General features: G+C 63.8%; 27 protein-coding genes and 1 riboswitch. Of the genes, 16 read left to right on the forward strand and 11 right to left on the reverse strand.

The annotated features are described in order from the left end of the window. Positions 1-69: 69 nt before the first annotated feature. The 4 genes from OEZ49_RS06255 to OEZ49_RS06270 are packed head-to-tail and all read left to right on the forward strand — an operon-like array spanning position 70 to position 2,805. The gene (locus tag OEZ49_RS06255) at positions 70-528 is read left to right on the forward strand and encodes a RidA family protein (RefSeq protein ID WP_263387495.1); all 459 of its coding nucleotides are present in this window, start codon (positions 70-72) and stop codon (positions 526-528) included. Then, positions 525-1,283 carry a glycerophosphodiester phosphodiesterase family protein gene (locus tag OEZ49_RS06260; protein ID WP_263387496.1) on the forward strand — a complete coding sequence of 253 codons (759 nt, stop codon included), beginning with the start codon at positions 525-527 and terminating at the stop codon, positions 1,281-1,283. The genes OEZ49_RS06255 and OEZ49_RS06260 overlap by 4 nt, the downstream gene beginning before the upstream one ends. A 44-nt stretch (positions 1,284-1,327) precedes the next feature. Then, the gene (locus OEZ49_RS06265) at positions 1,328-2,515 is read left to right on the forward strand and encodes a GNAT family N-acetyltransferase (protein WP_263387497.1); all 1,188 of its coding nucleotides are present in this window, start codon (positions 1,328-1,330) and stop codon (positions 2,513-2,515) included. Continuing rightward, the gene (locus tag OEZ49_RS06270) at positions 2,512-2,805 is read left to right on the forward strand and encodes a 4a-hydroxytetrahydrobiopterin dehydratase (protein WP_164131595.1); all 294 of its coding nucleotides are present in this window, start codon (positions 2,512-2,514) and stop codon (positions 2,803-2,805) included. Before OEZ49_RS06265 ends, OEZ49_RS06270 begins: the two co-directional genes overlap by 4 nt. Here OEZ49_RS06270 and OEZ49_RS06275 read toward each other — a convergent pair. Beyond that, positions 2,802-3,224 carry a helix-turn-helix domain-containing protein gene (locus tag OEZ49_RS06275; protein ID WP_263387498.1) on the reverse strand — a complete coding sequence of 141 codons (423 nt, stop codon included), beginning with the start codon at positions 3,222-3,224 and terminating at the stop codon, positions 2,802-2,804. The two genes, OEZ49_RS06270 and OEZ49_RS06275, sit on opposite strands and share 4 nt — an antisense overlap. 67 nt (positions 3,225-3,291) lie before the next feature. On the opposite strand from OEZ49_RS06275, the gene OEZ49_RS06280 reads away from it, so the two are divergent. Then, positions 3,292-4,512: an MFS transporter gene (locus tag OEZ49_RS06280; protein WP_263387499.1), complete on the forward strand. Its 1,221-nt coding sequence runs from the start codon at positions 3,292-3,294 to the stop codon at positions 4,510-4,512. Between the two features lie 4 nt (positions 4,513-4,516). Here the strand turns inward: OEZ49_RS06280 and OEZ49_RS06285 are convergent, their stop codons facing one another. Further along, positions 4,517-5,002 (reverse strand): peroxiredoxin, encoded by a 486-nt coding sequence (locus tag OEZ49_RS06285; RefSeq protein WP_263387500.1) that lies wholly within the window; start codon positions 5,000-5,002, stop codon positions 4,517-4,519. 98 nt (positions 5,003-5,100) lie between these two features. Between OEZ49_RS06285 and OEZ49_RS06290 the strand changes: the two genes are divergently transcribed. The 3 genes from OEZ49_RS06290 (at position 5,101) to OEZ49_RS06300 (ending at position 7,605) form a co-directional block, all read left to right on the forward strand. Beyond that, positions 5,101-6,312 (forward strand): NAD(P)/FAD-dependent oxidoreductase, encoded by a 1,212-nt coding sequence (locus tag OEZ49_RS06290; RefSeq protein ID WP_263387501.1) that lies wholly within the window; start codon positions 5,101-5,103, stop codon positions 6,310-6,312. Continuing rightward, on the forward strand, positions 6,309-6,869 hold the full coding sequence (gene rsmD / locus OEZ49_RS06295) for a 16S rRNA (guanine(966)-N(2))-methyltransferase RsmD (protein WP_263387502.1): 561 nt from the start codon (positions 6,309-6,311) through the stop codon (positions 6,867-6,869). Before OEZ49_RS06290 ends, rsmD begins: the two co-directional genes overlap by 4 nt. An 88-nt stretch (positions 6,870-6,957) precedes the next feature. Further along, positions 6,958-7,605, forward strand: a complete 648-nt coding sequence (locus tag OEZ49_RS06300; RefSeq protein WP_263387503.1) for an HAD family hydrolase — start codon at positions 6,958-6,960, stop codon at positions 7,603-7,605. 194 nt (positions 7,606-7,799) lie between these two features. On the opposite strand, the gene OEZ49_RS06305 is transcribed toward OEZ49_RS06300, so the two are convergent. The 5 genes from OEZ49_RS06305 to OEZ49_RS06325 all read right to left on the reverse strand — a co-directional run bounded on the left by OEZ49_RS06305 (position 7,800) and on the right by OEZ49_RS06325 (position 12,250). Continuing rightward, on the reverse strand, positions 7,800-8,558 hold the full coding sequence (locus OEZ49_RS06305; RefSeq protein WP_263387504.1) for a carbon-nitrogen hydrolase family protein: 759 nt from the start codon (positions 8,556-8,558) through the stop codon (positions 7,800-7,802). Position 8,559: 1 nt separating this feature from the next. Next, positions 8,560-9,717, reverse strand: a complete 1,158-nt coding sequence (locus OEZ49_RS06310; RefSeq protein ID WP_263387505.1) for a M24 family metallopeptidase — start codon at positions 9,715-9,717, stop codon at positions 8,560-8,562. A 146-nt stretch (positions 9,718-9,863) separates the two neighbouring features. Next, positions 9,864-10,676, reverse strand: coding sequence for a type I methionyl aminopeptidase (gene map / locus OEZ49_RS06315; protein ID WP_263387506.1), 813 nt, complete (start codon positions 10,674-10,676; stop codon positions 9,864-9,866). Positions 10,677-10,762: 86 nt separating this feature from the next. Beyond that, entirely contained in the window at positions 10,763-11,455 is a 693-nt protein-coding gene (gene sfsA, locus OEZ49_RS06320) for a DNA/RNA nuclease SfsA (RefSeq protein WP_263387507.1), read from the reverse strand. Between the two features lie 39 nt (positions 11,456-11,494). After that, the gene (locus OEZ49_RS06325) at positions 11,495-12,250 is read right to left on the reverse strand and encodes an SDR family NAD(P)-dependent oxidoreductase (protein WP_263387508.1); all 756 of its coding nucleotides are present in this window, start codon (positions 12,248-12,250) and stop codon (positions 11,495-11,497) included. Positions 12,251-12,359: 109 nt separating this feature from the next. On the opposite strand from OEZ49_RS06325, the gene OEZ49_RS06330 reads away from it, so the two are divergent. The 5 genes from OEZ49_RS06330 (at position 12,360) to OEZ49_RS06350 (ending at position 15,906) form a co-directional block, all read left to right on the forward strand. Then, entirely contained in the window at positions 12,360-12,908 is a 549-nt protein-coding gene (locus tag OEZ49_RS06330) for a TetR/AcrR family transcriptional regulator (protein WP_263387509.1), read from the forward strand. A gap of 67 nt (positions 12,909-12,975) precedes the next feature. Next, complete coding sequence (locus tag OEZ49_RS06335) at positions 12,976-13,698, forward strand: competence/damage-inducible protein A (protein ID WP_263387510.1); 723 nt, start codon at positions 12,976-12,978, stop codon at positions 13,696-13,698. Further along, positions 13,695-14,420 (forward strand): GNAT family N-acetyltransferase, encoded by a 726-nt coding sequence (locus tag OEZ49_RS06340; RefSeq protein WP_263387511.1) that lies wholly within the window; start codon positions 13,695-13,697, stop codon positions 14,418-14,420. Before OEZ49_RS06335 ends, OEZ49_RS06340 begins: the two co-directional genes overlap by 4 nt. Continuing rightward, positions 14,417-14,989 carry a peroxidase-related enzyme gene (locus OEZ49_RS06345; protein ID WP_263387512.1) on the forward strand — a complete coding sequence of 191 codons (573 nt, stop codon included), beginning with the start codon at positions 14,417-14,419 and terminating at the stop codon, positions 14,987-14,989. Before OEZ49_RS06340 ends, OEZ49_RS06345 begins: the two co-directional genes overlap by 4 nt. After that, positions 14,986-15,906: an OmpA family protein gene (locus OEZ49_RS06350; protein WP_263387513.1), complete on the forward strand. Its 921-nt coding sequence runs from the start codon at positions 14,986-14,988 to the stop codon at positions 15,904-15,906. Before OEZ49_RS06345 ends, OEZ49_RS06350 begins: the two co-directional genes overlap by 4 nt. 1 nt (position 15,907) lies before the next feature. Here OEZ49_RS06350 and OEZ49_RS06355 read toward each other — a convergent pair whose 3' ends face one another. Beyond that, positions 15,908-16,768 carry an alpha/beta hydrolase family protein gene (locus tag OEZ49_RS06355; RefSeq protein WP_263387514.1) on the reverse strand — a complete coding sequence of 287 codons (861 nt, stop codon included), beginning with the start codon at positions 16,766-16,768 and terminating at the stop codon, positions 15,908-15,910. An 83-nt stretch (positions 16,769-16,851) separates the two neighbouring features. Between OEZ49_RS06355 and OEZ49_RS06360 the strand changes: the two genes are divergently transcribed. Further along, positions 16,852-17,409: a TetR/AcrR family transcriptional regulator gene (locus tag OEZ49_RS06360; RefSeq protein WP_263387515.1), complete on the forward strand. Its 558-nt coding sequence runs from the start codon at positions 16,852-16,854 to the stop codon at positions 17,407-17,409. Here the strand turns inward: OEZ49_RS06360 and ypfJ are convergent. Then, positions 17,406-18,257, reverse strand: coding sequence for a KPN_02809 family neutral zinc metallopeptidase (gene ypfJ / locus OEZ49_RS06365; RefSeq protein WP_263387516.1), 852 nt, complete (start codon positions 18,255-18,257; stop codon positions 17,406-17,408). The genes OEZ49_RS06360 and ypfJ overlap by 4 nt on opposite strands. A 107-nt stretch (positions 18,258-18,364) precedes the next feature. Continuing rightward, positions 18,365-18,577: riboswitch (cobalamin riboswitch) on the forward strand. Between the two features lie 85 nt (positions 18,578-18,662). Here ypfJ and OEZ49_RS06370 point away from each other — a divergent pair. Further along, a complete protein-coding gene (locus OEZ49_RS06370; protein ID WP_263387517.1) occupies positions 18,663-19,082 on the forward strand; it encodes a hypothetical protein in 420 nt (139 codons plus the stop codon). On the opposite strand, the gene OEZ49_RS06375 is transcribed toward OEZ49_RS06370, so the two are convergent. Together OEZ49_RS06375 and OEZ49_RS06380 are read right to left on the reverse strand one after the other, a co-directional pair. Further along, a complete protein-coding gene (locus OEZ49_RS06375; protein WP_263387518.1) occupies positions 19,075-19,569 on the reverse strand; it encodes a protein-tyrosine phosphatase family protein in 495 nt (164 codons plus the stop codon). The two genes, OEZ49_RS06370 and OEZ49_RS06375, sit on opposite strands and share 8 nt — an antisense overlap. Positions 19,570-19,699: 130 nt before the next feature. After that, positions 19,700-20,686 carry a calcium-binding protein gene (locus OEZ49_RS06380; RefSeq protein WP_263387519.1) on the reverse strand — a complete coding sequence of 329 codons (987 nt, stop codon included), beginning with the start codon at positions 20,684-20,686 and terminating at the stop codon, positions 19,700-19,702. A 204-nt stretch (positions 20,687-20,890) separates the two neighbouring features. Here OEZ49_RS06380 and OEZ49_RS06385 point away from each other — a divergent pair, with 204 nt between their 5' ends. Next, complete coding sequence (locus OEZ49_RS06385) at positions 20,891-22,636, forward strand: DNA polymerase III subunit gamma/tau (RefSeq protein ID WP_263387520.1); 1,746 nt, start codon at positions 20,891-20,893, stop codon at positions 22,634-22,636. Positions 22,637-22,646 lie beyond the last annotated feature (10 nt).

The following is a 22,646-nucleotide window of genomic DNA, read 5'->3' on the forward strand; positions in this document are numbered from 1 at the left end:
GGCCCTTTTCCGCGCGAACGTTCCCGGTTAGCGTCCGCGCGACCGAAAGCCAATAGGAGGATTCCGACCATGGGTATCGAGGATAAACTGGCCAGTCTGGGCGTGACCCTGCCAAATGCTCCCGCTCCGGCGGCAAACTATGTGCCCTTCGTCAAGGTGGGCAACATCGTCTATATCTCGGGTCAGATCTCGAACGACGAGAACGGTCTGATCATTGGCAAGCTGGGCGAGAACATGGATGTGGCCGCCGGCGCCGCCGCAGCGCGCCGTTGCGCGATCAACCTCTTGGCTCAGGTCAAGGCCGCGTGTGGCGGCGATCTGGATCAACTCGTCCGCGTCATCAAGCTGACCGGCTTTGTGAACTCCACCGCCGATTTCACCAACCAGCCGCAGGTGATCAACGGCGCCTCTGATTTTCTGGTCGAGGCGCTGGGCGAGGCCGGGCGGCACTCGCGTTCGGCGGTCAGCGCCGCAGCACTGCCCCTGGGTGTCGCGGTCGAGATCGAAGGTATCTTCGAGGTAAAATGACGCCAGCTCTGCCTGTCGCCCTGCTTGGCGCGCCGATTGCACATCGCGGCTTTCATGACACTCTTCAGGGCCGGCCCGAAAACAGCCGCGCGGCCATCCGCGCGGCCATCGATGCCGGTTACGCCATTGAGATCGACCTGCAACTGACTGCCGACGGTCAGGCGATGGTGTTTCACGATTATGACATGCGCAGGCTTACGGGGCGACCCGGTGCCATTCGCCAGATCTCGAGTGCTGATGCCAACAGCATCGCTTTGCTGCATGGGGATGGCGAGGGTATCCCAACCCTGACCGAAATTCTCGATCTTGTGGCTGGCCGCGCGCCGCTGCTGATCGAGTTGAAGGATCAGGATGGCGGGATGGGTCCCGAGATTGGTATGCTGGAAGAAGCTGCCACCCAAGCCCTGGTCGGGTATCGGGGGCCGGTCGCTGTGATGTCCTTCAACCCATATAGCGTGGCCGCCATGGCACGGCTTGCACCCGATCTGCCGCGCGGATTGGTGACCAGCGCCTATCTCCCGCGCGAATGGCCGCTACCCGTCGCGACTTGCGAGCGTTTGCGCGACATCCCCGACTTCGAGAGTAGCGCCAGCGCATTCATCAGCCATGAGGTCGAAGATCTCACTCGTCCGCGTGTCGCCGAACTCAAGGCGCGAGGGGTACCAGTGCTGTGCTGGACCGTTCGCTCGGCGATACAGGCCTCCGAGGCGCGGAGCATCGCCGACAATATCACCTTCGAAGGGTACGCGGCTTGATCTTGCCCCCTCTGATCACAGATTGAGGTGGAAAGGGGCGGCGAATGGATCAGGCGCAGATCGAAGTTCGGGTAATGCAATCGCTGGAGGATATTCCGGCAACCGAGTGGGATTCCTGCGCCTGTCCCGAAACGCAGGATGGCGGTCGCCCGCTCGACCCTTTTACTACCTATCGGTTTCTCCGGGCGCTGGAAGAGAGCGGTTCGGTCGGGCGAGGCACCGGTTGGCAGCCGCAATATCTGACCGCTTATCTTGATGGCATGATGATCGGCGCGGCACCGATGTACATCAAATCCCACAGCCAGGGTGAATACATCTTCGACCACAGCTGGGCCCACGCCTATGAGCGGGCCGGCGGCCACTATTACCCCAAGCTTCAGGTCGCCGTGCCTTTTACCCCCGCCTCGGGGCGCAGGCTTCTGGTCCGGCCGGGCTATGAGGAGATCGGCCAGTCGGCTCTGGTTCAGGGTGCGGTTCAACTGGCGGCAAACAACAACGTCTCCAGCCTGCACATCACCTTCTGTACGGGGGCCGAGGCAGTGGCCGGCCGCCAGATGGGCCTGATGCACCGTGTGACCCAGCAGTTCCATTGGCTGAATGATGGCTATGTCGATTTCAACGGGTTTCTTGCCGCCCTGTCGTCGCGCAAGCGCAAGACGATCCGAAAGGAACGCGCGCAGGCCCAGGCGTTTGGTGGCCATATCCACGCCCTGACCGGCAACGACCTGCAACCCGAACACTGGGATGCATTCTGGCGCTTTTACCAGGACACTGGTTCGCGCAAATGGGGGTCTCCCTATCTGACGCGCTCCTTCTTCGACCTTGTGCACGACACGATGGCCGATGACGTTGTTCTGGTCCTGGCCGAGCGGGATGGGCATGCCATCGCGGGGGCGCTGAACTTCATCGGGCGCGAAACGCTTTTCGGCCGATACTGGGGGTGTACCGAACATCACCCCTGCCTGCATTTCGAACTGTGCTACTATCAGGCCATCGACTGGGCCATCACCCATGGCCTGATCCGAGTCGAGGCCGGGGCGCAAGGCGAACACAAGCTGGCGCGCGGGTACCTTCCGACCCGAACCCACAGCTTGCACTGGGTCAGCGACCCGGGTTTCGCGGATGCGGTCGCCCGCTATCTCGAGGCCGAGGGTGCCGCGGTCGATGAAGAAATTGAAATCCTGACGGACTATGGCCCGTTCAGAAAGATGCAAGTGGAGGAGCAGCAATGAGCGAACGATTGTCCGAGGAAACCCGCGGGCCGCTGCTGGACCCGCTGCTGGCCAATGGCTGGACCATGGTCCAGGGCCGGGACGCGATCACCAAGACCTATTCCTTTGACACGTTTGTCGAGGCGATCGGCTGGATGATGCGGGTTGCGATCTGGGCCGAGAAATGGAACCACCATCCCGAGTGGTCGAATGTCTATGGCAAGGTCGTTGTCGTGCTGACCACCCATGACGTGGGCGGCCTCAGTTCGCTTGACGCGAAACTGGCCCGCAAGATGGACAGCCTCTGTTAGCGCGACGCGCGCTTCCCGCCCCGTGCGGATGTCCGCTCGGCCTGACGCATCAGCTTTTGAAAACTGGGGCAATCCAGATGTGATGGCGCCGGGCAATCGGCAACATGCCGCAAGGTATCCTGAAGCAATTGCAGGCGCCGGATCTGGCGGCCCAGATCGTCGGCACGCGCGTGCAGCTCTTCCCGGGGCAGATCGGGGCGTCCGTCGGCACCAAGCATCTGTGCGATCTCGGGCAGGCTGAACCCGGCCGCCTTGCCCATCGAGATAAGGGTCAGCCGCAACAGGGTCTGCGGCCCGTATTGCCGCCGCAACCCCTTGCGCCCGATAGGTGCGATCAGCCCCTGTTCCTCGTAATAGCGCAGCGTCGAGGGCGGCACGCCCGACTGCGCGGCAACCTTGCCGATATCGAGAACTTTCACACTTGACCTCAAGTTGGCTTGAATTCGCAGAGTGCCCGGAAGATGCGAATGGATCAAGAGGTCGATCATGAAGTCTCACGTCGAAATCCCCCCTGCCCATGCGGTCTGGCGCGACCGGCGCGCGCAGGCGCTGCTGTTGGCGGCAACGCTGACCATCATGGCGAACGCCACGATCAGCCCGGCCTTGCCCGGTCTGGCGCGAGAGTTTGCCGCTCATCCACAAGTCGATTTGTTGACCCGCCTTCTGGTGCCTGCGCCCTCGCTTGCCGTGGTGCTGGTCGCGCCGCTGGTCGGGGTCCTGTCCGACCGCATCGGGCGGCGTGGTCTGCTGGTCTGGGGCATCGCCCTCTTTGTTCTGGCGGGCAGTGCCGGGCTGTTGCTGCCGGGGTTGGAAAGCATCCTGATCAGCCGCCTGATTCTGGGCGTCGCGGTGGCCGCGATCATGACCACGCAAACCGCACTGATCGGTGACTACTTCAGCGGTGCGGCACGGGCGGCGCTGACCGGATTGCAGACCTCGGCGCGCAACTTCGGCGGCTTTGTCTTCATTTCGACCGCAGGGCTGTTGGCGTCGCTCTCACCGCGTTTGCCCTTTGCCATCTATGCCATCCCGGTGCTGATCCTACCCTTTGTCTTGCGCGCCTTGCCGCGTCCGGTCCGCCGGGTTGCCGCGCAGGGCGGTGAGACCTCGGCGGCAGATGGGCACCGAAACTGGCGGTTGATCCTGACTGGCCTCCTGCTGTTCCAGATGGTCACAAACATGACCTTCTTCATCATGCCGACGCAGATCCCCTTCTACCTGGACACACTGGGCCATGACAGCGCGGTAATGACCGGCACGGTGCTGGGCCTGCTGACGCTGGCCGGGGGGCTGGCCGCGCTGGTCTATGGCCGACTTGCCGCCCGGGTGGGTGTGAGCGGGAGCTGGACGCTGGGATATGGCGCCATGGCGATAGGCATGGCCGCCATCGGGGCCCAGGCGGGGCTTCGCGCGATGCTGGCCGGGGCGGTGTGCATCGGGATCGGCTTTGCCTGGGTGCTGCCTGCATTTGTGACTGTGATGCTGGCGATTGCCCCGGCGCGGCGCCGGGGAACCGCCGGTGGCCTGCTGACCACGGCCATTTTTCTGGGTCAGGTCCTGTCACCCTTCCTGAGCCTGCCCATCATCGCCGCCATAGGCTTTGACGGGCTCTATCTGGGGGCTGGGGCGCTGCTGGCAACGATCAGCGCGCTGGCGCTGATCGTGGGTGCTTTGCAGCGCAGGCGCATTCGCGCCTGCGCGGTCTGATGTGTCAGATCTGCTCCAGCAGTTCTTCGCCAACGGTCAGCTTGCAGGCGCCCGCCTCTGTTTCAAGGTTCAGGACCTTGATCACCCCGTCCTCGGCCATCAGGGCAAAGCGCTGGCAGCGGTCGTAGAGGCCCACCACCGGTGCGCTGAACGCCAGCCCGATGGCTTTGGTGAACTCTGCCATAGGGTCGGCCAGCATGGTGATTCCGGCCTCTGCGGCGCCACTCTGCTGACCCCAGGCTGTCATCACGAACGGGTCATTCACGGAAACGCAGATCACCTCGTCCACACCCTTGTCGGCCAAGGCCTGACGCGTACGGATGAAACTGGGCAGATGCGTCATCGAACAGCCACGCGTAAAGGCGCCCGGCAGGCCGAACATCACCACCTTGCGGCCATTCAGCTTGGCTCCGAGATCGACCGTCTCGGGGCCCTTCTCGCTGAAGATCATGAACGTTGCGTCCGGCAGCCTGTCTCCGACTGAAATCATCCTCGTGAACCTCTCTGTTGGATTTGCGGAACTCGTCTCTCCGGCATATAGCTGTCAGATATGACAAGGCCATGGGAAAAAGCGGGGCGGGCAAAGAGATGAGCCATATTGTTGTGATCGGTGCCGGACAGGCGGGGGCGTCTCTGGTCGCGCGGCTGCGCAAAGACGGGTTTGCGGGCGAGATCACCCTGATCGGCGCCGAACCGGTGCCGCCCTATCAGCGCCCGCCACTCAGCAAGGCCTATCTGCTGGGTGAGATGGAAAAAGAGCGCTTGTTCCTGCGGCCCGAGAGTTTCTATGCCGAGCAGAACATCACCCTGCGACTGAACGCGCGGGTGAGCGCCATCGACCCGGCGGCCAAGACCGTTTCGCTGGGGGGTGAGGTCATCTCTTACGACCAGCTGGCATTGACCACCGGGTCCGAGCCGCGGCGCCTGCCCGCCGCCATCGGCGGCGATCTTGCTGGCGTGCATGTGGTGCGCGATCTGGCCGATATCGACGCGATGGCGCCTTCGGTGAGCGAAGGGGCCCGCGCCCTGATCGTCGGGGGCGGCTATATCGGGCTTGAGGCTGCCGCCGTCTGCGCCAAACGGGGGGTCCAGGTGACGCTGGTCGAAATGGCCGATCGCATCCTGCAACGGGTTGCGGCGCCCGAAACCAGTGCCTATTTCCGCGCGCTGCACATGGGCCACGGGGTCGATATCCGCGAGGGTGTGGGCCTGACCCGGTTGACCGGAGCGCAAGGCCGTGTGACCGGCGCGGTGCTGACCGATGGCGGCGAACTTCCGGTTGATTTTGTCGTCGTCGGCGTCGGCATCGCACCGGCTACGGCGCTGGCCGAAGCGGCAGGGCTGGCGCTGGAAAACGGCATCCGCACCGATGCGCAGGGCCGTACATCGGACCCCGCGATCTGGGCGGCGGGCGATTGCGCCTCGTTTCCCTACAAGGGCGGGCGCATCCGGCTGGAAAGCGTACCCAACGCGATCGACCAGGCTGAGATCGTGGCACAGAACATGCTGGGCGCGGGCAAGGATTATGTCGCGCAACCTTGGTTCTGGTCCGACCAGTATGACGTCAAGCTGCAAATCGCCGGGCTGAACACCGGCTATGACCGCGTGGTGACCCGCCTGGGCGAGGGCCAAACCGTATCTTTCTGGTATTACATCGGTGACCAGCTGGTGGCGGTCGACGCCATGAACGACCCGCGCGCCTATATGGTCGGCAAGCGGCTGATCGACAGCGGCAAGACCGCCGATCCGGCCATTGTGGCCGACCCGTCGGCGGATTTGAAGCCGCTGCTCAAGGCGTGAGGATCATCGCGGGTGATTTCCGGGGCCGGGCGCTGGCCTCGGTCGGCAAGGGCGATGCGGGCGCGCATCTGCGCCCCACCACCGACCGCGTCCGTGAAAGCCTGTTCAACGTGCTCATCCACCTCGATGTGATCGAGGGCGCGCAGGTACTCGACCTGTTTTCCGGTACCGGCGCACTGGGGCTCGAGGCGCTGTCGCGCGGTGCATCCCATGTCACATTCGTCGATAACGGGCGGGTGGCGCAGGGGCTGATCACCAAGAATATCAACCTGACCGGCAGTCGCGACAGCACCACGCCGATCCGCCGCGATGCCACCCGCCTTGGCCCCAATCCCGGCGCGCCCTGCGGCCTGATCTTTCTCGACCCGCCCTATGGCAAGGGGATGGGCGCGCGTGCCCTGGTCGCAGCGCTGGCGGGTGGTTGGGTGGCCGATGACGCCCTGATCGTGTGGGAGGAAAGCGCGCCCATGCCCGCGCCCGAGGGGTTCACCCTTCATGATGCGCGCAAATATGGTGATACCCACATCTCCCTGATGTGGCGGGATGTTTCAGGGTGAAACAGGATCGGCATGGTGCCGCTTGCCGCTGGTTTGTCACTACACACCGGCTGCGATAGGCCCCGGTAGGGCAATCTGGAGTACCCCCATGCGACATGAACTGGTGATATTCGATTGTGACGGGGTTCTGGTGGACAGCGAACCAGCGTCGAACCGGATAATGGCGGATAACCTGACGCGGCATGGGCTCCCTCTGACCGCGGAACAGTCGATGGAGCTATTCGTTGGCTGTTCCATGGCTGGGGTAAAGGATAAGGCGATCAGCCTGGGCGCAGATCTGCCACACGATTGGGTAGAGCAGGTTTATTCCGAGGAATACGCCTGTCTTCGAAAGGGTGTGCCGCTGGTGGCTGGTATCCGGGAACTGTTGGCTAGGTTGGACGCCGGAGGTATCAGTTGTTGCGTGGCCTCCAACGGTAGCGAAGACAAAATGCACATCACCCTGGGCCAGAACGGGCTGTGGGAGAGATTTCATCCCAACGCCATGTTTTCAGCCTACAAACTGGGGGTCTCCAAACCTGATCCGGGCCTGTTTTTGGCCGCCGCCAGCCAGTTCCAAGTGCTGGCAAGGGATTGTGTAGTGATCGAGGATAGCACCAGCGGTGTGACCGCCGCCATTCGGGCCGGAATGCGCTGCCTTGGCTATGCCGCCCATGACGATGGTGCGCGGCTGCGCGCGTTGGGGGCCGAGGTGTTTCACCACATGGCCGAGGTTCCGGCGCTTTTGGAGATCTGATTGGGTCGTGCTGGGCTGGATCCATGGACGCAACCCTGTCACAGCGACCTTGGTCAGCTGTCACACTTGCCGAGGTCAAGATTGGTCCCGGGACGGCCGTAACAGCGTGCCTCTGTTCATCGGGGATGCGATACAGTGTTGCTGGCACTGTTGCGGGCCAAGACGCAGGAAAAGCCGAACCCGGAAACCCCGGATCAATCCCGAGACGGGCTGTCCAGCCGGACCTGACCGCGGTCGCGCAGATAGGGCAACCGCGCCTGCGCCGCCGTGATCCGTGCCTTGTCCAGATCCGCAAACAGGATCTCGGGTTCGTAACCGGCCCGCGCCGCTTCGGTCCCGTTTGGGGCCGCGATCACGCTGTGGCCAAGGTAACGCAGACCGTTTTCGACCCCGGCGCTGTTGGCATAGGCGAGGTAGACGCCGTTTTCATAGGCCCGGGTCGGGATCATGCGCTCGGCAACCCAGCCCCATTCAGCGCCCAGACCGGACACATGCCGGACGGTTTCGGGAAACTCAGCGTCATAGCAGATCAGCGTCGCGATCCGGAAACCCGCCCATTCGAACAGTTGGCAGCCCGCACCCGCTGAGAATTGCGCACGCTCAAATCCTGGCGGGATTGCCAGCTTGCGATGGTGGCCCAGGATCTGTCCACCTGGCCCGACACACAGAGCCGCGTTGTAGACCTTTCCGCCTTCGCGTTCGGCATAGCCGCAATGGATGGCAAGCCCATGCGCGCTCGCCAGCCGTGACAATGTTGCAAGGGTCGGGCCGTCGCGCGGTTCGGCCCGGTCGCTGTCATGCGCGCCAATGTTATAACCGCAGGCGAACAGCTCTGGCAGCAGCACCAGATCGGCGCCTTTGGCCACGATCCCGGGCAGGGCATCCGACAGCCATCCCATACGCGCCCGAACCCCGTCGAGCTCTGCGGGCGGCTGTGCCACGGCCAGTCGCATCTTACCCCTCCGTCACCATGATCTCGCGCGGGTAATTGGTCAGGTATTCACAACCGGTTTCGGTCACCACGATACTGTCGCCGATCCGGCCCGCCGTGACCCCGTCGACCGAGATCCCGCCATCCACCGCAAAGGTCATGCCCGCCTGCAACACGGTCGTATCGCCTTCTTTCAGTTCCGGTGCCTCAAGGCAGGCAACACCGATTGAGCGACCGGTCCGGTAACCCGTGGCATAGCCGCGTTCCGCGTAGACCGCATTGGCCGCAGCGGCCACATCCTGAGCCAGAACGCCGGGGCGGATCGCGGCAATGGCTGCCTGCTGGGCGTCAATCGCCGCCTGTTGCACACGGGCCGCGACATCAGTGATTTCGGCCACGTGGAACATGCGGTCAAAGCCCAGTTTGTACTGCTTGAACTGGGCCATGTTGCAGAAACAGAAATAGACCGGGTCGGCGCGGTCATAGGTCTTTACCGAGGCGCGCCGGTGTACCATCGACGTGTCAGAGCCGCTTTGTACAATCTGAAGATTGTGGATCATCGGCGATACGAAGCGCTCCCATCCCCGATCGGTCAGGAACCCGGCGGCCTTTCGGGTTCCGGCCTCGATGATCACGAGCGCGCTTTCATATTCCTGCCGACCGATCCGCAAGGAGCCATGGGCCGCAGCCATCATTGCGCCGGCAATCTCGCCAGCCTGTCGCATCACCTCGATTTCCAGCGGCGATTTGATCATCCGAAAGGCGCCCAGCACCGGGCCGATGTCCTTTAGAGGGACACTTGGATAACGTTCGTCCAGGTAATTGCGCACCAGCGCCGGGACGTGCTGCCGCTCCACCCAAATCCCGGATGGTTTCTCGGGTAGCGCGCCTGACAAGGCGCGCGCCCAGGTTCTTTGGCCAGCGTCTTCCCAGGTCCGGACATCCGCGACCCATGTCATCTCGCTCACCATCTCGCTTTCCATCAGCGGGGTGATGATAACCGGGTCACTCTCTGCCGCCACCACCAGCATGGTGGGCCGCCCGAACTCGATGCCAAGATAGCCCCAGAACCCTGCCAGATAGGCGATCGAACTTTCCTCGGTGAAGACCGCATGCGAGATCCCCAGCTCGCGTATGCGGTCTTGTAGGCGTGCGGTCCTGAGCCTTGCCTCGTCCAACATCCCGACCGTCCCTCCTCCGGTTGGTTTCAGACCCTTCTTGGATCTGTCTAACCGGACAAAGGCGCAGCAACAGCGCCGGAACCGACCAATAATGTCGGGTTCGGCCCCTTCCCGGCCCTGTCAGGGGAAAGGTCAGCGAATGATGCTCAACTGCCGTAGGTTGGGTGAAACTTGCCGCCAGGCGACAGGGTAAAGATGTCGACCCCATCCGCTGTGACCCCGACCGAATGTTCGAACTGGGCCGACAGCGACTTGTCCCGGGTGACGGCTGTCCAGTCATCGGCCAGCGTCTTGGTTTCGGGGCGGCCGAGGTTCACCATCGGTTCGATGGTAAAGAACATACCTTCTTCCAGCACCGGACCCGTTCCGGGGCGGCCATAGTGCAGCACGTTGGGCGGTGCGTGGAACACCTGTCCCAGGCCATGCCCGCAGAAATCGCGCACCACGGACATGCGGTGCGCCTCGACATAGGCCTGAATCGCATGGCCGATATCGCCAAAGGTGTTGCCGGGCTTGACCATCTCGATTCCCTTGAACAGGGCGTCATGGGTGACCTGGATCAGCCGTTCGGCCTTGCGCGGCAGTTTGCCCGCCACGTACATCCGACTGGTGTCGCCGAACCAACCATCGACGATCACGGTCACGTCGATGTTCAGTATGTCGCCATCGTTCAGCCGCTTGTCGCCGGGAATTCCGTGGCAAACCACATGGTTGACCGAGATGCAGCTGGCGTGCTGATAGCCCTTGTAGCCGATGGTTGCAGATTTTGCACCGGCCGCTTCGACCATTTCGGTGATGATGCGATCGATCTCGCCCGTGGTCTGGCCCGGAAACACATGCGCGGCTATGTCGTCCAGAACACGCGCCGCAACCGCCCCGGCCGCGTGCATGCCAGCAAAGTCTGCGGTTTCATAAATGCGGATGCCATCCCTTGTCAGGCGGCCACGATGCTCTTTCATCGGTGCGAGGCTCCATCTGTTGCGCGCGGTGCCCTGTTTACGCTGCTTGTGCAGAAAGTGCCAGTGGCCGCAGCGTCGCAATATGTTCAGAGCATATCCGCAATTTCGATCCTTTCAGGAGAGATATGGGTGGTTATTATCAGCTTTTCCACTCCTTGCGCTTGGGCCATTTCAAAGGCACGTGCGTAGGTCGGGTCGATATCGACGGCCAGGGCGAAGCGGTGGCAATCGGTGCGCTGCACAAGATAGAGCATGATTGCCCGGTGCCCTTTTCGCGCCATTTTTGCCAATTCTTCCAAGTGCTTGGATCCTCTCGCCGTGACGCTGTCGGGAAATTCGGCCAGACCAGGTTGGCGGGAGAGGGTTACGCTTTTGACCTCGACATAGGCATCGGGCAGGTCGGGGCCGGACAAGAGAAAGTCGATGCGGCTGTTTGTACCGTATTTGACCTCGGAATTGACCGTTTTGTACATGGCCAGAGCGGGCAATGTTCCGTTTTGTAACACCTCGCGCAGGGCGCGATTGGGCACCGAAGTGTCGACACCGGTAAAATTCCCGTCCTCGTGATCGACCAGCCGCCAGCCGAATTTCAGCTTTTTCTTCGGGTCGTCATTCGGCTCCAGCCAGATCTTCATTCCCGGTTCGGCCAGCCCCATCATGGACCCTGGATTGGCGCAATGGGCGGTCACCTCGCGGCCGTCCTCCAGCCGGCAATCGGCGAGAAAGCGTTTGTAGCGGCGGATCAGGCGGGCGGGGACAAGCGGGGTGGCAAACTGCATGACCCTTCGCATATCGCAGCCCCGCCCGGTTGCAAAGGGTCAGGCCACGCCCGCCATTACCCCGCCATCGACATCCCAGATCGCGCCGGTGACCCAGGCGGTATTGTCCGACAGCAGATGCTGAATGGTGGCTGCCACATCTGCCGGTCGGCCGACACGCCCGATCGGGTGAAAGCTGTCAAAGCCACCGGTCAGCGTTGCCTCGATCTGTTCCGGCTCAATGAAGGCGCCATAGATCGGCGTGACCACCACCGCCGGAGAGACCGCGTTTGCCCGGATGCCATGCGGCGCCAGTTCCATCGCCAGATGCTGGGTCAGCGCGTGCAGACCGGCCTTGGCCATGGAATAGGCCGAGGACGGCGTGGTGCGCACGGCCTGTTTGGCCCACATAGAGCCGATATTCACGATCGCGCCGCCGCCATTGGCCACCATGTTGCGCGCCACCGCCTGGGTCAGCAGAAAGGTGGCCCGGTTCAGGTTCATGTAGCGGTCATAGTCGGCGGCCTCATGCTCCAGAAACGGTTTCGGCGCAAAGATACCGGCGGCGTTGACCAGACCGTGGATATGGCGGGGTTCTGCACCGATGCGGGTGATCAATGCCTCGACAGCGGCGGTATCGTTCAGGTCGGTGCGGATGATGTCTGCCGCCGCGCCAAGCTCGGCCTTGGCCGCCGCGAGCTTGGCCGCAGACGATCCGACCAGCGTGACATGGCCGCCCGCGGCCACGATGCGCCGGGCGGTTTCAAGGCCCATGCCGCTGGTGCCGCCGATGATCAGGGTGGTTTTATCGTTCATGAGATGATTCCCTATCTACTGATAGGTAGGTAAATTGACATTGGCACGGGCAATTGCAACCCCTATCTATAGGTAGGTAGAAATATTCCGATCACGAAAGCGCGAGCAGATGAGCCAACCCGACACGGTGACCCGCATTCTGGACAGTGCAGAGCGACTGGCGCGGCAGGGCGGCTATAACGCCTTCAGCTTTCGCCAGATCGCCGCCGAAATCGGCGTGAAACCGGCCAGCATCCACTATCACTTTGCCACCAAGGAGGATCTGGGGGCCGCCCTGGCGGAACGCTATGCCGACAGGTTCCTCAAGGCGCTGGGCGACCCCGAGGAAGGAGACCCGCCGCAATTGCTGCTGCGCTATATCGACGCCTATCGCGCGGCGCTGGTCACGGATCAACTGATGTGCCTGTGCGGCATGTTCGGGGCCGAGATCGGCTCGCTGCCGGACCCCGTGGCGCGGCAGACGCGCGGGTTCTTTGAGCGCAATCTGGCATGGCTGGAACACGTTTTTGCCCGCGCGAACAGGGCTGCGCCGGACAGTTCCGCCGCTCGCACCATCGCCACGCTCGAAGGTGGGATGATCCTGGCACGCGCCATGGGAGACATGGCGCTGTTTGACAAAAGTGTCCGCGCGCTGAGCGCGGAAATGCAGGTGGAGTGACGCTGCTCTCTTGCAGGCGGGCACAGGACCGATATTTTCGGTTCACAATTCAGGGAAAGGGCCCATCATGCCAAACCCAACTGCCGCCATGCTGGTCATCGGGGACGAGATCCTGTCGGGCCGCACCCGTGATGCCAACATGTACCATCTGGCCGGGGAACTGACCAAGCACGGGATCGACCTGAAAGAGGTGCGCGTCGTCAGCGACGACTCCGCTGCTATCGAGGCGGCGGTCAAGGCCCTATCCGACCGGTTCGATCACGTGTTTACCAGCGGAGGTATCGGACCCACCCATGACGACATCACCGCCGACTGCATCGCCCGTGCTTTTGGTGACCATATCGACATCCGGGACGATGCGCGCGCCTTGCTTGAAGCGCATTACCAGCGCACCGGGCTGGAGTTGAACGCTGCGCGCCTGCGCATGGCGCGTATCCCGGACAGCGCCACGCTGATCGACAACCCGGTCAGCACCGCGCCTGGGTTCACCATCCGCAACGTGCATGTGATGGCGGGTGTGCCCAGCGTGTTCCAGGCGATGGTGGCGAGCGTCCTGCCGACACTGACCGGAGGTCAGCCGCTGTTGTCGCAGACCCTGCGCATCGACCGGGGCGAAGGCGACATCGCCGAGACGCTGAGCCAATTGGCGGCGGATTTTCCGGACCTGTCCATCGGGTGCTATCCGTTCCAGATCAACGGGGCGTTTGGCGCCAACGTGGTGGTGCGCGGCACCGATGGCGCCCGGGTCGATGCCGCGGTGACCCGGCTGGCGCGGGAGAGCGCGCAATGACGCCTGACTGGTTCGCGGTGGTGGATGCCACCTGGCCCGCTGCGGGTCGCGAGACGCGCGGGAACCTGTTGCTGCGCGAGGGGCGCGGTGGGGGCAAGCGGGTCTCGGCCGCCTCGGCGCTGGGTCCGGTCAGCGCAGGCGAGATCGACGCGGCCGAGGACGCGATGCGCGCCATGGGCCAGCAGCCGCTGTTCCAGTTGCGGCCCGGGGACGAGGCGCTGGATGCGGAGCTGGCGCGCCGGGGCTATGACGTCATCGACCCGGTCAATATCTATGCCATCGCCACCGAGCGGCTGACCGATATCCCGATCCCGCGCGTGACCGTCTTTGCCCTGTGGGAGCCGCTGGCCATCATGCGAGAGCTGTGGGCCGAGGGCGGCATCGGCCCCGGACGGCTGGCGGTGATGGACCGGGTCACCGGGCCCAGGACCGGCCTGCTGATGCGGCATCGGGACAAGCCGGGCGGGGTGGCCTTTGTCGCCATCCATGACGGTGTCGCCATGCTGCATGCGCTGGAGATCCCGCCGCACCAGCGTCGGCAGGGGTTGGGCCGATGGGCGATGCGCGGCGCGGCCTTTTGGGCGATGGACAACGGCGCGCACACGCTTAGCGTGGTCTGCACCAAGGCGAACGAGGGCGCCAACGCGCTCTATCGCTCTCTGGGCATGGAGATTGTCGGAGAGTATCACTATCGCCTTTTGGAGGAGAAAGAGACCGCATGACCGACCAGACCCGACCCACCGCGCTGGACCTGCCGATGGTGGACCCGCTGCCACCCGAGACGCAGAAGTATTTCGACATCTGCGTCGAGAAGCTGGGCATGGTGCCCAATGTGCTGAGGGCCAACGCGTTCGACATTGCCAAGCTCAATGCCTTTACCGTGATGTATAACGATCTGATGCTGGCACCCAGCGGTCTGAGCAAGCTGGAGCGCGAGATGATCGCGGTTGTGGTTTCGTCGATCAACAAGTGTTTCTACTGCCTGGTCGCGCATGGCGCTGCCGTGCGGCAGTTGTCGGGCGATCCGAAACTGGGTGAGATGCTGGTGATGAACTATCGCGTGGCGCCGCTGGATGCGCGTCAGCGGGCGATGCTGGATTTCGCCGCCAAGATGACCACCGCCAGCGCGGAAATCGAGGAAGAGCATCGTCAGGCCCTGCGCGATGTGGGTTTCAGCGACCGCGACATCTGGGACATCGCCAATGTGGCCGGGTTCTTCAATATGTCGAACCGGGTGGCCAGCGCCACGGCCATGGTGCCCAACGACGAGTATCATTCGCAATTCCGATGATCCGCTGGCTCGCCCTCTGCGCGGCGCTTGCCGCGTCTCCGGCATTGGCGCAGGAGTTTGACCTGAGCCTGCCGCAGGGCAGCCGTCAGTTGACCGAGCGCATTCGCGTGCTCGACAGCTATGACCTGCCGACGGGTGTCTGGGCGAACGGTGTTCTGCCGGTTCAGGCCCTGGAGGGCCGGGTCGAGAAACGAAGCTGGCGGATCAGCGTCGGGTCGAAGACCACGCTCCAGATTCTGGCGCCGCTGCGCGACCAGATCCTGGAGGCGGGTTTTGACGTGCTGCTCGACTGTGCCGCGCAGACCTGCGGCGGGTTCGACTTCCGCTTTGCAACCGAGGTGATCCCAAGCCCCGACATGTATGTGGCCGTGCGCGATTTCCGGTTTCTTTCGGCCATGCGGGGGGACGAGGCGCTGAGCCTGCTGGTCAGCCGCAATCCGCCCGATGCCTATGTGCAGCTGATCCGGGTGTTCCCGACCGCCGCGCCGGAGGCCGAGGATGAAACCATCGTCGCGCCGGCACAGGCACAAGGTCCGGCGCCGATAGACATGCTGGGGCGGCTCCAGTCCCGTGGCCGGGTCATCCTGTCGGGTCTCGATTTCGGCACCGGGGCCGGTGCATTGGGCGAAGGTCCGTTTGACGTGCTGGGCGAGCTGGCGCAGATACTTGCGGCTGATCCGGCCCTGCATCTGGCGCTGGTGGGGCACACGGATAATGTAGGTAGCCTCGATTCCAACATCGACCTCAGCCGCCGTCGGGCCGAGGCGGTGCGTGACCGCATGATCGAGCAATATGGCATCGCGGCAGACCGGCTTCTGGCGCAGGGGGCGGGGTATCTCGCGCCGATTGCAAGCAACCTTACCGCTGAGGGTCGCGACGCCAACCGCCGGGTCGAGGCGGTACTGCTGGCACACTAGGTTACTGGGCGATCAGCCGGGGCCAGAGCGCGGCATTGCGGCGGGTAAAGGCACCCAGATGGCCGATGTCGCGCAGCCCGTGTTCCTTTGGCCGCAACAGGTGCCGCCGCGCGGTGTCGCCATAAAGGTCAGCCAGACGCCAGACACAGGCAGGCGGGATCGTATCGTCATCCGCGCAGGCAAAAAGATCGACCCGCGCGCCCGCGCGGCCCCAATCGGGTTTTGGCAGGCGGTGGCCGGTTTCAGGCAGATAGGCGCCGGGCGTGGTGCACCAGCGCCGCCATTCCCAATAGACGCCGGGCGGCAGGTCAGTCCCAAAACCGATCGCGCGGCCCGGCAGATAGCCCAATGTCTTGACCAGCAGCGGTGCGTGGCCGAACCAGAACAGCCGCGCCAGCGCCTGATAGGGCCAGGGGTGATCCGAATGATGCACCAGCCCGGAACAGACGCAGATCATGCGCGCGATGGGCTCAATCCCCGGTTGCAGCGGCCCCAGCATGGCGCCGACAGAATGGCCGATCACCCAGAGCGGCAGATCGGGAAACCGGCGTTGCATCTCGGCATAGGCGGCGGGCATGTCAATGAGTGCCCAGTCGGACATGGTGGCAGTCGAGGCCGCAAGCGGCCCGGTCAGCGAATGGCCGAAATCGCGATAATCATAGGTCAGGCAGGCCATACCCCGTTCGGTCGCCAGCCAGGTGGCGAAATGCTGGTAATACTCGCGCGGCACCCCGGTGGCGCTGTTGATCACAACTGCAACCCGGGGCGTACCCGCCGGGAGATAGAGCCGCGCCGAAAGCTGCGCCGATCCGGATGGAAAATGAAAATCTTCGACCCCGACAGATGTCTGCATATCCAGCATTTAGACCTCCAGATTTCCTAGACCGATTGGTCTATTTCCCATGTCTGGACCAATCGGTCTAGAGCTGTCAATATCCCCGTCAAATGACCCAACGTCCGCTTCCGACCAAAGATCGCCTGATCCGCACCGCCGCCCAGCTGTTCCAGCGCCGGGGGTATCACGGTGTTGGATTGTCCGAGCTGCTGACCGAGGCCGAGGCGCCCAAGGGCTCGCTCTATCACCACTTTCCGAACGGCAAGTCCGACCTGGCGCTGGCGTCGGCGACCTGGGCCTCGGATCAAATGCTGCGGCTGATCGCGGCCTCGTTCGAACCGGCCGAGAGCTTTCATGCCGGGATGCAGGTGTTGTGTGGCAAGGTTGCAAAACTGTTCGACAAATCGGGTCAGTGGGATGGCTGCCCGATCTCGTCGACCCTGTTCGAAGGCCCGGATAATGCCGCGTTTCGCGCCCATGCCCGCCACCTGTTCGAAGGCTGGATTACCGAGGGCGCGCATCACGCCAGACGCTTTGGTCTGGGTGATCCGCAAAAGACCGCCGAGACCATGTTCATCCTGCTGCAAGGTGGCTGGATGCTGGCCCGCGCCCGGCAATCCTCGGACGTGCTGCGCCGTTTGCCCGAGATGCTGCCGCGCGCGGATTAGAGACGGTTGGTGCTGAACGTGTCGCAGCTGGCGACCCGGCCACTATCAAAGCCGCGTTCGAACCAGGATGCCCGCTGTGCCGAGGTGCCGTGGGTGAATGTATGCGGTTGCGGGACCCGGCCCGCCTGCCGTTGCAGCCGGTCGTCGCCGATCATCCGGGCAGCGTTCAGCGCTTCCTCCAGATCGCCACGTTCCATCAGACCCTGAACCGAGCGCGCCCAGACCCCCGACAGGCAATCGGCCTGCAATTCCAGCCGCACGGTCAGTGCGTTGGCCTCGACCTGCGAGGATTGCCGCCGGGCCTGATCCACCTGGCCCAGAATACCCAGCTGGTTCTGCACGTGATGGGCCACTTCGTGGGCGATCACATAGGCGGCGGCAAAATCGCCGCCCGCCTGGAGACGCCGGGCCAGGGTGGTAAAGAAATCGGTGTCGAGATAAGCCTTTTGGTCGGCGGGGCAGTAGAATGGCCCGGTCGCGCCCGAGGCGCCGCCACAGGGGCTGGACGTCACTTGGGAGAACAGCACCAGCGTCGGCGGGATGTAGTCGCGGCCCAACTGATCGCGGAACACGGTGCCCCAGACATCCTCGGTCGTGGCCAATACGCGCGAGACGAATTCGCCCGCCTGCCGCTCTTCGGCGGTCAGTTCCTTGGGTGCGCTCTGGCTCGGGCCCGGCTGTTCGGTGAGAAACGGGGTGACGTCGATGCCGGTAAAGGCGCCGATCACCAAAAGCAGCAGGACCCCGCCGATACCCAGCCCGCGCCCGCCGATGGCCATGCCGCCGCGGCCGCGCTGCGCGCGGCGATCCTCGACATTCCTGCTGCCGCGCACGCCTCTTAGCCGCATGACGATCACCCCTTGAAGCCTGACTATCCGATACGGGTATCCGCAACCGGTCGCAGGGGGAAAAATCCTGGACCGGATACCGTAGCTTGACACCTGCACCGTACAAACGCTACCGCTGGCGTGATGGTTCCCGGGCCGTAATCGACTCGGGATGAAAAGGGAACACGGTGCGGTCATCTGGCAACAGAGGGCCAATACCGGGACTGCCCCCGCAACTGTAGGCGGAGAGCGAAGCCGAAATGCCACTGGCCGCAAGGCCGGGAAGGTCGGCAAAGCTGCGACCCGCGAGTCAGGAGACCTGCCATCAGCATTGTTACTCGAACCCGGGCGGGGTGTCCGGGAGGGACAGAAGCGCCTTTGTCGGCCGTCTCTCCATCACCCCTCCCCCTTGCGCGGAGGGCGCTGATGATCTGGACGACCGAGACCCACCAATTTTCTGTTACCCTGTGCCGACGCACGGGCAAGCCGTGTCCGGCCTTGTCGGCGCTGGTTTTGAACTTGGCCCGGGCCATGCAAAAGGCGGAACCCGTCACCGGGCAGGATTTCGAGATCGAAGGCGAATGCGCGCTGGCCGCCTGTGGCGACGGGTGTCAGGCGCTCTATTCCGCCTCGCACAGCCGTATCCGCATCTTTTGCGGCACCGGTGAGATGGCTGATTTCGGCTGGTTCGACCGGCTGGCAGATGCGCTGATGGCGCCGGGCGGGCAGATCATCGTCAAGGACAACAGGCCGCTTCCCTGTGCCATGGCAGAGGCCCGGCGGATCGCGCCATCCCAGGCCAGAACCGGCGCTGCCACAGAAGCGGAGCGCCGCGTCTTTAGCTGACAGTGCGACCGGCTTTGGCCCAGGCCATCTGTTCGTCGGTTTCGACAGCGCAGGCACGGACGGCGCGCAGGTGTTTCAGCGCGGCGTCCGGGTTTTCTCCGGTCTCGATCATCAGCCGCAAGGCAGCCATGCCCGAGCGCCCGCAACCGCCCATGCAATGGATCATGACACGCCCGCCGCCGCGCAGCGCGTGGCGGGCCGAGGCGCTGGCCGTGGCCCATTTCGCCTCGATCTCGCGGCTGGGGGTTCCAAAATCTTGGACCGGCAAGTGAACCCATCGGCTGGCGCGGCTCTGGATATCGGCGCCGAAGTTGTGCGCGCCGTGTTGCATCATCTCGATCTCGGTGGTCATCGAGATGACCAGCCCCGGTGCCCAGGATGCGATCAGATCCAGATCGCCCGCATAATCGCCGGACCGGCCGGGCAACTGGCAGATCGCCAACGTGCCGCCGCCGACTTGCAGCGCATAAAGCACCAGCTGCGCCATCTGCGGTCCTCCCTCCCGAACATACCGCGCCATGGGGCATGCCCAGTGCGCCCCGGCGGTAGAATGCCCTTGGACATGGCCGCATCGCAAGCCCGGATACCCTGGCGCGGGAAAACAGCCGCAGGGTGTGTCACCGGTTGTCGATGTGCACCTCGATCTGACCTGGGCTCATCCCCTGCACGCCCAACAGATGCGCGATCGGGATCCCGTTGATCAGGACAAGGGTTCCACCGTCGTCCTCAAGCTTTTGCAGGCTGACCGGCGAGGTCCCGTCCGGCGCCGGGCGCAACAGGTCGACGTTACCTTGTACAGTCAGCGCATCCTGTCCGGCGATGAAATCTGTGATCGTGATCAGATCATAGCCATCCACAACGTCGTTATAGGTCTCGATCACCACTTGGTCGGCGCCATCGCCAGTGGTGACATGATCGCCCTGATCCACCACCAGAATGTCCTGGCCAACGCCGCCCCTGACGGTATCCGCCGTGCCTTGATCGCTGGCATCATCCACGGAAATGATGAAATCGTCGCCCTGCTGGCCATTGATCAGGTTGCGACCAAAATTGTCAGAAATCGCATCGTCGCCCGTGCCGCCCGCGATCGTGTCATTGCCCTGTTCCAGATCGTCGCCGCGCACCGGCGCGTTGCCGACGGAAATGGCATCCTCGGGATCGGGAAAGCTCTGTTCATCATCGTCCCGGTGGATCACGCGCGTGTCGGTACCATAGACATCGTCGCCCGATCCCAGATTGACGTTATCCGCGCCGGTCCCGGACAGAACCATGTCGTCGCCATCGCCGGTCTCGATCCTGTTGTCGCCCTGAAGCAGCACCACCACATCGTCGCCCGCGCGGGTGTCCAGGTTCTGGGTGCCAGAGACGAAGTCGATATCTCCAAGGATCGCCTCGGCCTCGGCCTGGGTTATCTCGCCTTCTGCTACCAGATCGGTGAGGCCCTCGGCGATGCCGGGGCGGAAACCCTGGTCAAAGACCAGGTTGTCGTCGTCGGAGGTGATGCGGGGACCGGCGGCGACGGCTGCATCAACGTCATCGCCATCGTTCAGCAACAGCGCGGTCAGGCCGACACCGAGCCCAACCAGCGCAAGGATTCCCAGCATAATCAGATACCTCTACAAGATAACCCTGTTACCGCGAGTCGTAGAACCGCCCACAGAGTCGGTCAATGGGAACAAGAGGGGCATTGATGCCCGGATGGGTCCGATCAATGCACGCAAGGGAAACAATCACGCAAGCGGTGGACCTTCGCCGCGCCGCCCGGTACCGTCTGCGCACATAGAATCCAGTCCCGATGAAAGCTGCCAATGTCCGACGCGTCTCCGACCCCCTATCAGGTGCTGGCCCGCAAGTACCGGCCCGAGACCTTTGCCGATCTGGTGGGGCAGGACGCGATGGTGCGGACGCTGAAAAACGCCTTTGCCGCCGACCGGATCGCGCAGGCCTTTATCATGACCGGCATCCGGGGCACCGGCAAGACGACCACCGCGCGGATCATCGCCAAGGGAATGAACTGTATCGGCCCGGATGGGAATGGCGGCCCCACCACCGAGCCTTGCGGCAAATGTGAGCATTGCGTCGCCATCATGGAAGGCCGCCATGTCGACGTGATGGAGATGGACGCCGCCAGCCGCACCGGCGTGAACGACATTCGCGAGATCATCGACAGTGTCCGCTATCGCGCCGCCAGCGCGCGCTACAAGATCTATATCATCGACGAGGTTCACATGCTGTCGACGAGCGCGTTCAACGCGCTCTTGAAGACGCTGGAGGAACCGCCGGCGCATGTGAAGTTCATCTTTGCCACCACCGAGATCCGCAAGGTGCCGGTGACGGTGCTGAGTCGTTGTCAGCGGTTTGACCTGCGCCGGATCGAACCCGAGGACATGATCGCGCTGATGCGCCGGATCGCAGATGCCGAAGGCGCGCAGATTGCCGAGGATGCGCTGGCGCTGATCGTGCGCGCGGCGGAAGGGTCGGCGCGGGATGCGACCTCTCTCCTTGATCAGGCGATCAGCCATGGCGCGGGCGAGACCAGCGCCGAACAGGTGCGCGCGATGCTGGGGCTGGCCGACCGTGGCCGGGTGCTGGACCTGATGGACATGATCCTGCGCGGCGATGCGGGCGCGGCCCTGACCGAGCTTGGCGCGCAATATGCCGAAGGTGCCGACCCGATGGCGGTTTTGCGGGACCTGGCCGAGATCACGCATTGGGTCTCGGTGGTCAAGATTACTCCGGATGCCGCCGAAGACCCGACCGTATCGCCCGACGAGCGCGCGCGCGGTCAGCAGATGGCGGATGCGCTGCCGATGCGGGTGCTGACCCGGATGTGGCAGATGTTGCTGAAGGCACTGGAAGAGGTGGCCGCCGCCCCCAACGCGATGATGGCCGCGGAAATGGCGGTGATCCGGCTAACCCATGTGGCCGACCTGCCCAGCCCCGAGGAACTGATCAAGCGGTTGCAGGACGCGCCGCCGCCGCCGAACCCCGGTGGCGGGGTGCGCGGCGGTCAGGCCGCCCCGATCTCCAACGGGGGGAGCGCCAGCTATGCGCCGGCACCGCGCGGCGGTGGCGGTGGGCCGGTTGCGGCGCTGGCACAGGATGCGCAAACCGCGCTGGCGCGGTTTCCCACATTCGAGCATGTGGTCGAGCTGATCCGGGCCAATCGCGACGGCAAGCTGTTGGCGGATATCGAGATGGATCTGCGGCTGGTCAGCTATCAGCCCGGTCGGATCGAGTTCGAGCCGACCGAGCGCGCGCCCGCCGATCTGGCGCAGCGGTTGGGCAGTGCGCTGCAACGCTGGACCGGCAATCGTTGGGCGGTGAGCGTGGTGGCGCAGGGTGGTGGCAAGACCATTGACGAGGTCCGCAACGCCGAGAAATACGCGCTGGAGGAAAAGGCGCGGGAACACCCGCTGGTGCAGGCGGTGCTGGCGCAGTTTCCCAAGGCGCGGATCACCCATATCGAGACCCCGGAACAGCGTGCCGCCAAGGTGGTGACCGAGGCGCTGCCCGAGGTCGAGGATGAATGGGATCCGTTCGAGGACGGCTAAGCGCCGGTGA

The organism is Ruegeria marisflavi (assembly GCF_025673445.1).
GTDB classification, from domain to species: Bacteria; Pseudomonadota; Alphaproteobacteria; order Rhodobacterales; family Rhodobacteraceae; genus Ruegeria_B; species Ruegeria_B marisflavi.

Bases quoted from the DNA above. Each gene is read 5' to 3' on its own strand.
- OEZ49_RS06285 (WP_263387500.1), bottom strand. From the start codon at position 5,002: ATGATTTCAGTCGGAGACAGGCTGCCGGACGCAACGTTCATGATCTTC.
- OEZ49_RS06355 (WP_263387514.1), bottom strand. From the start codon at position 16,768: ATGCTGGATATGCAGACATCTGTCGGGGTCGAAGATTTTCATTTTCCA.
- OEZ49_RS06280 (WP_263387499.1), top strand. From the start codon at position 3,292: ATGAAGTCTCACGTCGAAATCCCCCCTGCCCATGCGGTCTGGCGCGAC.
- sfsA (WP_263387507.1), bottom strand. From the start codon at position 11,455: ATGCAGTTTGCCACCCCGCTTGTCCCCGCCCGCCTGATCCGCCGCTAC.
- OEZ49_RS06310 (WP_263387505.1), bottom strand. From the start codon at position 9,717: ATGTTGGACGAGGCAAGGCTCAGGACCGCACGCCTACAAGACCGCATA.
- map (WP_263387506.1), bottom strand. From the start codon at position 10,676: ATGAAAGAGCATCGTGGCCGCCTGACAAGGGATGGCATCCGCATTTAT.
- OEZ49_RS06335 (WP_263387510.1), top strand. From the start codon at position 12,976: ATGCCAAACCCAACTGCCGCCATGCTGGTCATCGGGGACGAGATCCTG.
- OEZ49_RS06260 (WP_263387496.1), top strand. From the start codon at position 525: ATGACGCCAGCTCTGCCTGTCGCCCTGCTTGGCGCGCCGATTGCACAT.
- OEZ49_RS06350 (WP_263387513.1), top strand. From the start codon at position 14,986: ATGATCCGCTGGCTCGCCCTCTGCGCGGCGCTTGCCGCGTCTCCGGCA.
- OEZ49_RS06370 (WP_263387517.1), top strand. From the start codon at position 18,663: ATGATCTGGACGACCGAGACCCACCAATTTTCTGTTACCCTGTGCCGA.
- OEZ49_RS06325 (WP_263387508.1), bottom strand. From the start codon at position 12,250: ATGAACGATAAAACCACCCTGATCATCGGCGGCACCAGCGGCATGGGC.
- OEZ49_RS06290 (WP_263387501.1), top strand. From the start codon at position 5,101: ATGAGCCATATTGTTGTGATCGGTGCCGGACAGGCGGGGGCGTCTCTG.
- OEZ49_RS06360 (WP_263387515.1), top strand. From the start codon at position 16,852: ATGACCCAACGTCCGCTTCCGACCAAAGATCGCCTGATCCGCACCGCC.
- OEZ49_RS06380 (WP_263387519.1), bottom strand. From the start codon at position 20,686: ATGCTGGGAATCCTTGCGCTGGTTGGGCTCGGTGTCGGCCTGACCGCG.
- OEZ49_RS06375 (WP_263387518.1), bottom strand. From the start codon at position 19,569: ATGGCGCAGCTGGTGCTTTATGCGCTGCAAGTCGGCGGCGGCACGTTG.
- OEZ49_RS06305 (WP_263387504.1), bottom strand. From the start codon at position 8,558: ATGCGACTGGCCGTGGCACAGCCGCCCGCAGAGCTCGACGGGGTTCGG.
- OEZ49_RS06345 (WP_263387512.1), top strand. From the start codon at position 14,417: ATGACCGACCAGACCCGACCCACCGCGCTGGACCTGCCGATGGTGGAC.
- OEZ49_RS06270 (WP_164131595.1), top strand. From the start codon at position 2,512: ATGAGCGAACGATTGTCCGAGGAAACCCGCGGGCCGCTGCTGGACCCG.
- OEZ49_RS06265 (WP_263387497.1), top strand. From the start codon at position 1,328: ATGGATCAGGCGCAGATCGAAGTTCGGGTAATGCAATCGCTGGAGGAT.
- OEZ49_RS06300 (WP_263387503.1), top strand. From the start codon at position 6,958: ATGCGACATGAACTGGTGATATTCGATTGTGACGGGGTTCTGGTGGAC.
- OEZ49_RS06385 (WP_263387520.1), top strand. From the start codon at position 20,891: ATGTCCGACGCGTCTCCGACCCCCTATCAGGTGCTGGCCCGCAAGTAC.
- OEZ49_RS06330 (WP_263387509.1), top strand. From the start codon at position 12,360: ATGAGCCAACCCGACACGGTGACCCGCATTCTGGACAGTGCAGAGCGA.
- ypfJ (WP_263387516.1), bottom strand. From the start codon at position 18,257: ATGCGGCTAAGAGGCGTGCGCGGCAGCAGGAATGTCGAGGATCGCCGC.
- OEZ49_RS06255 (WP_263387495.1), top strand. From the start codon at position 70: ATGGGTATCGAGGATAAACTGGCCAGTCTGGGCGTGACCCTGCCAAAT.
- OEZ49_RS06340 (WP_263387511.1), top strand. From the start codon at position 13,695: ATGACGCCTGACTGGTTCGCGGTGGTGGATGCCACCTGGCCCGCTGCG.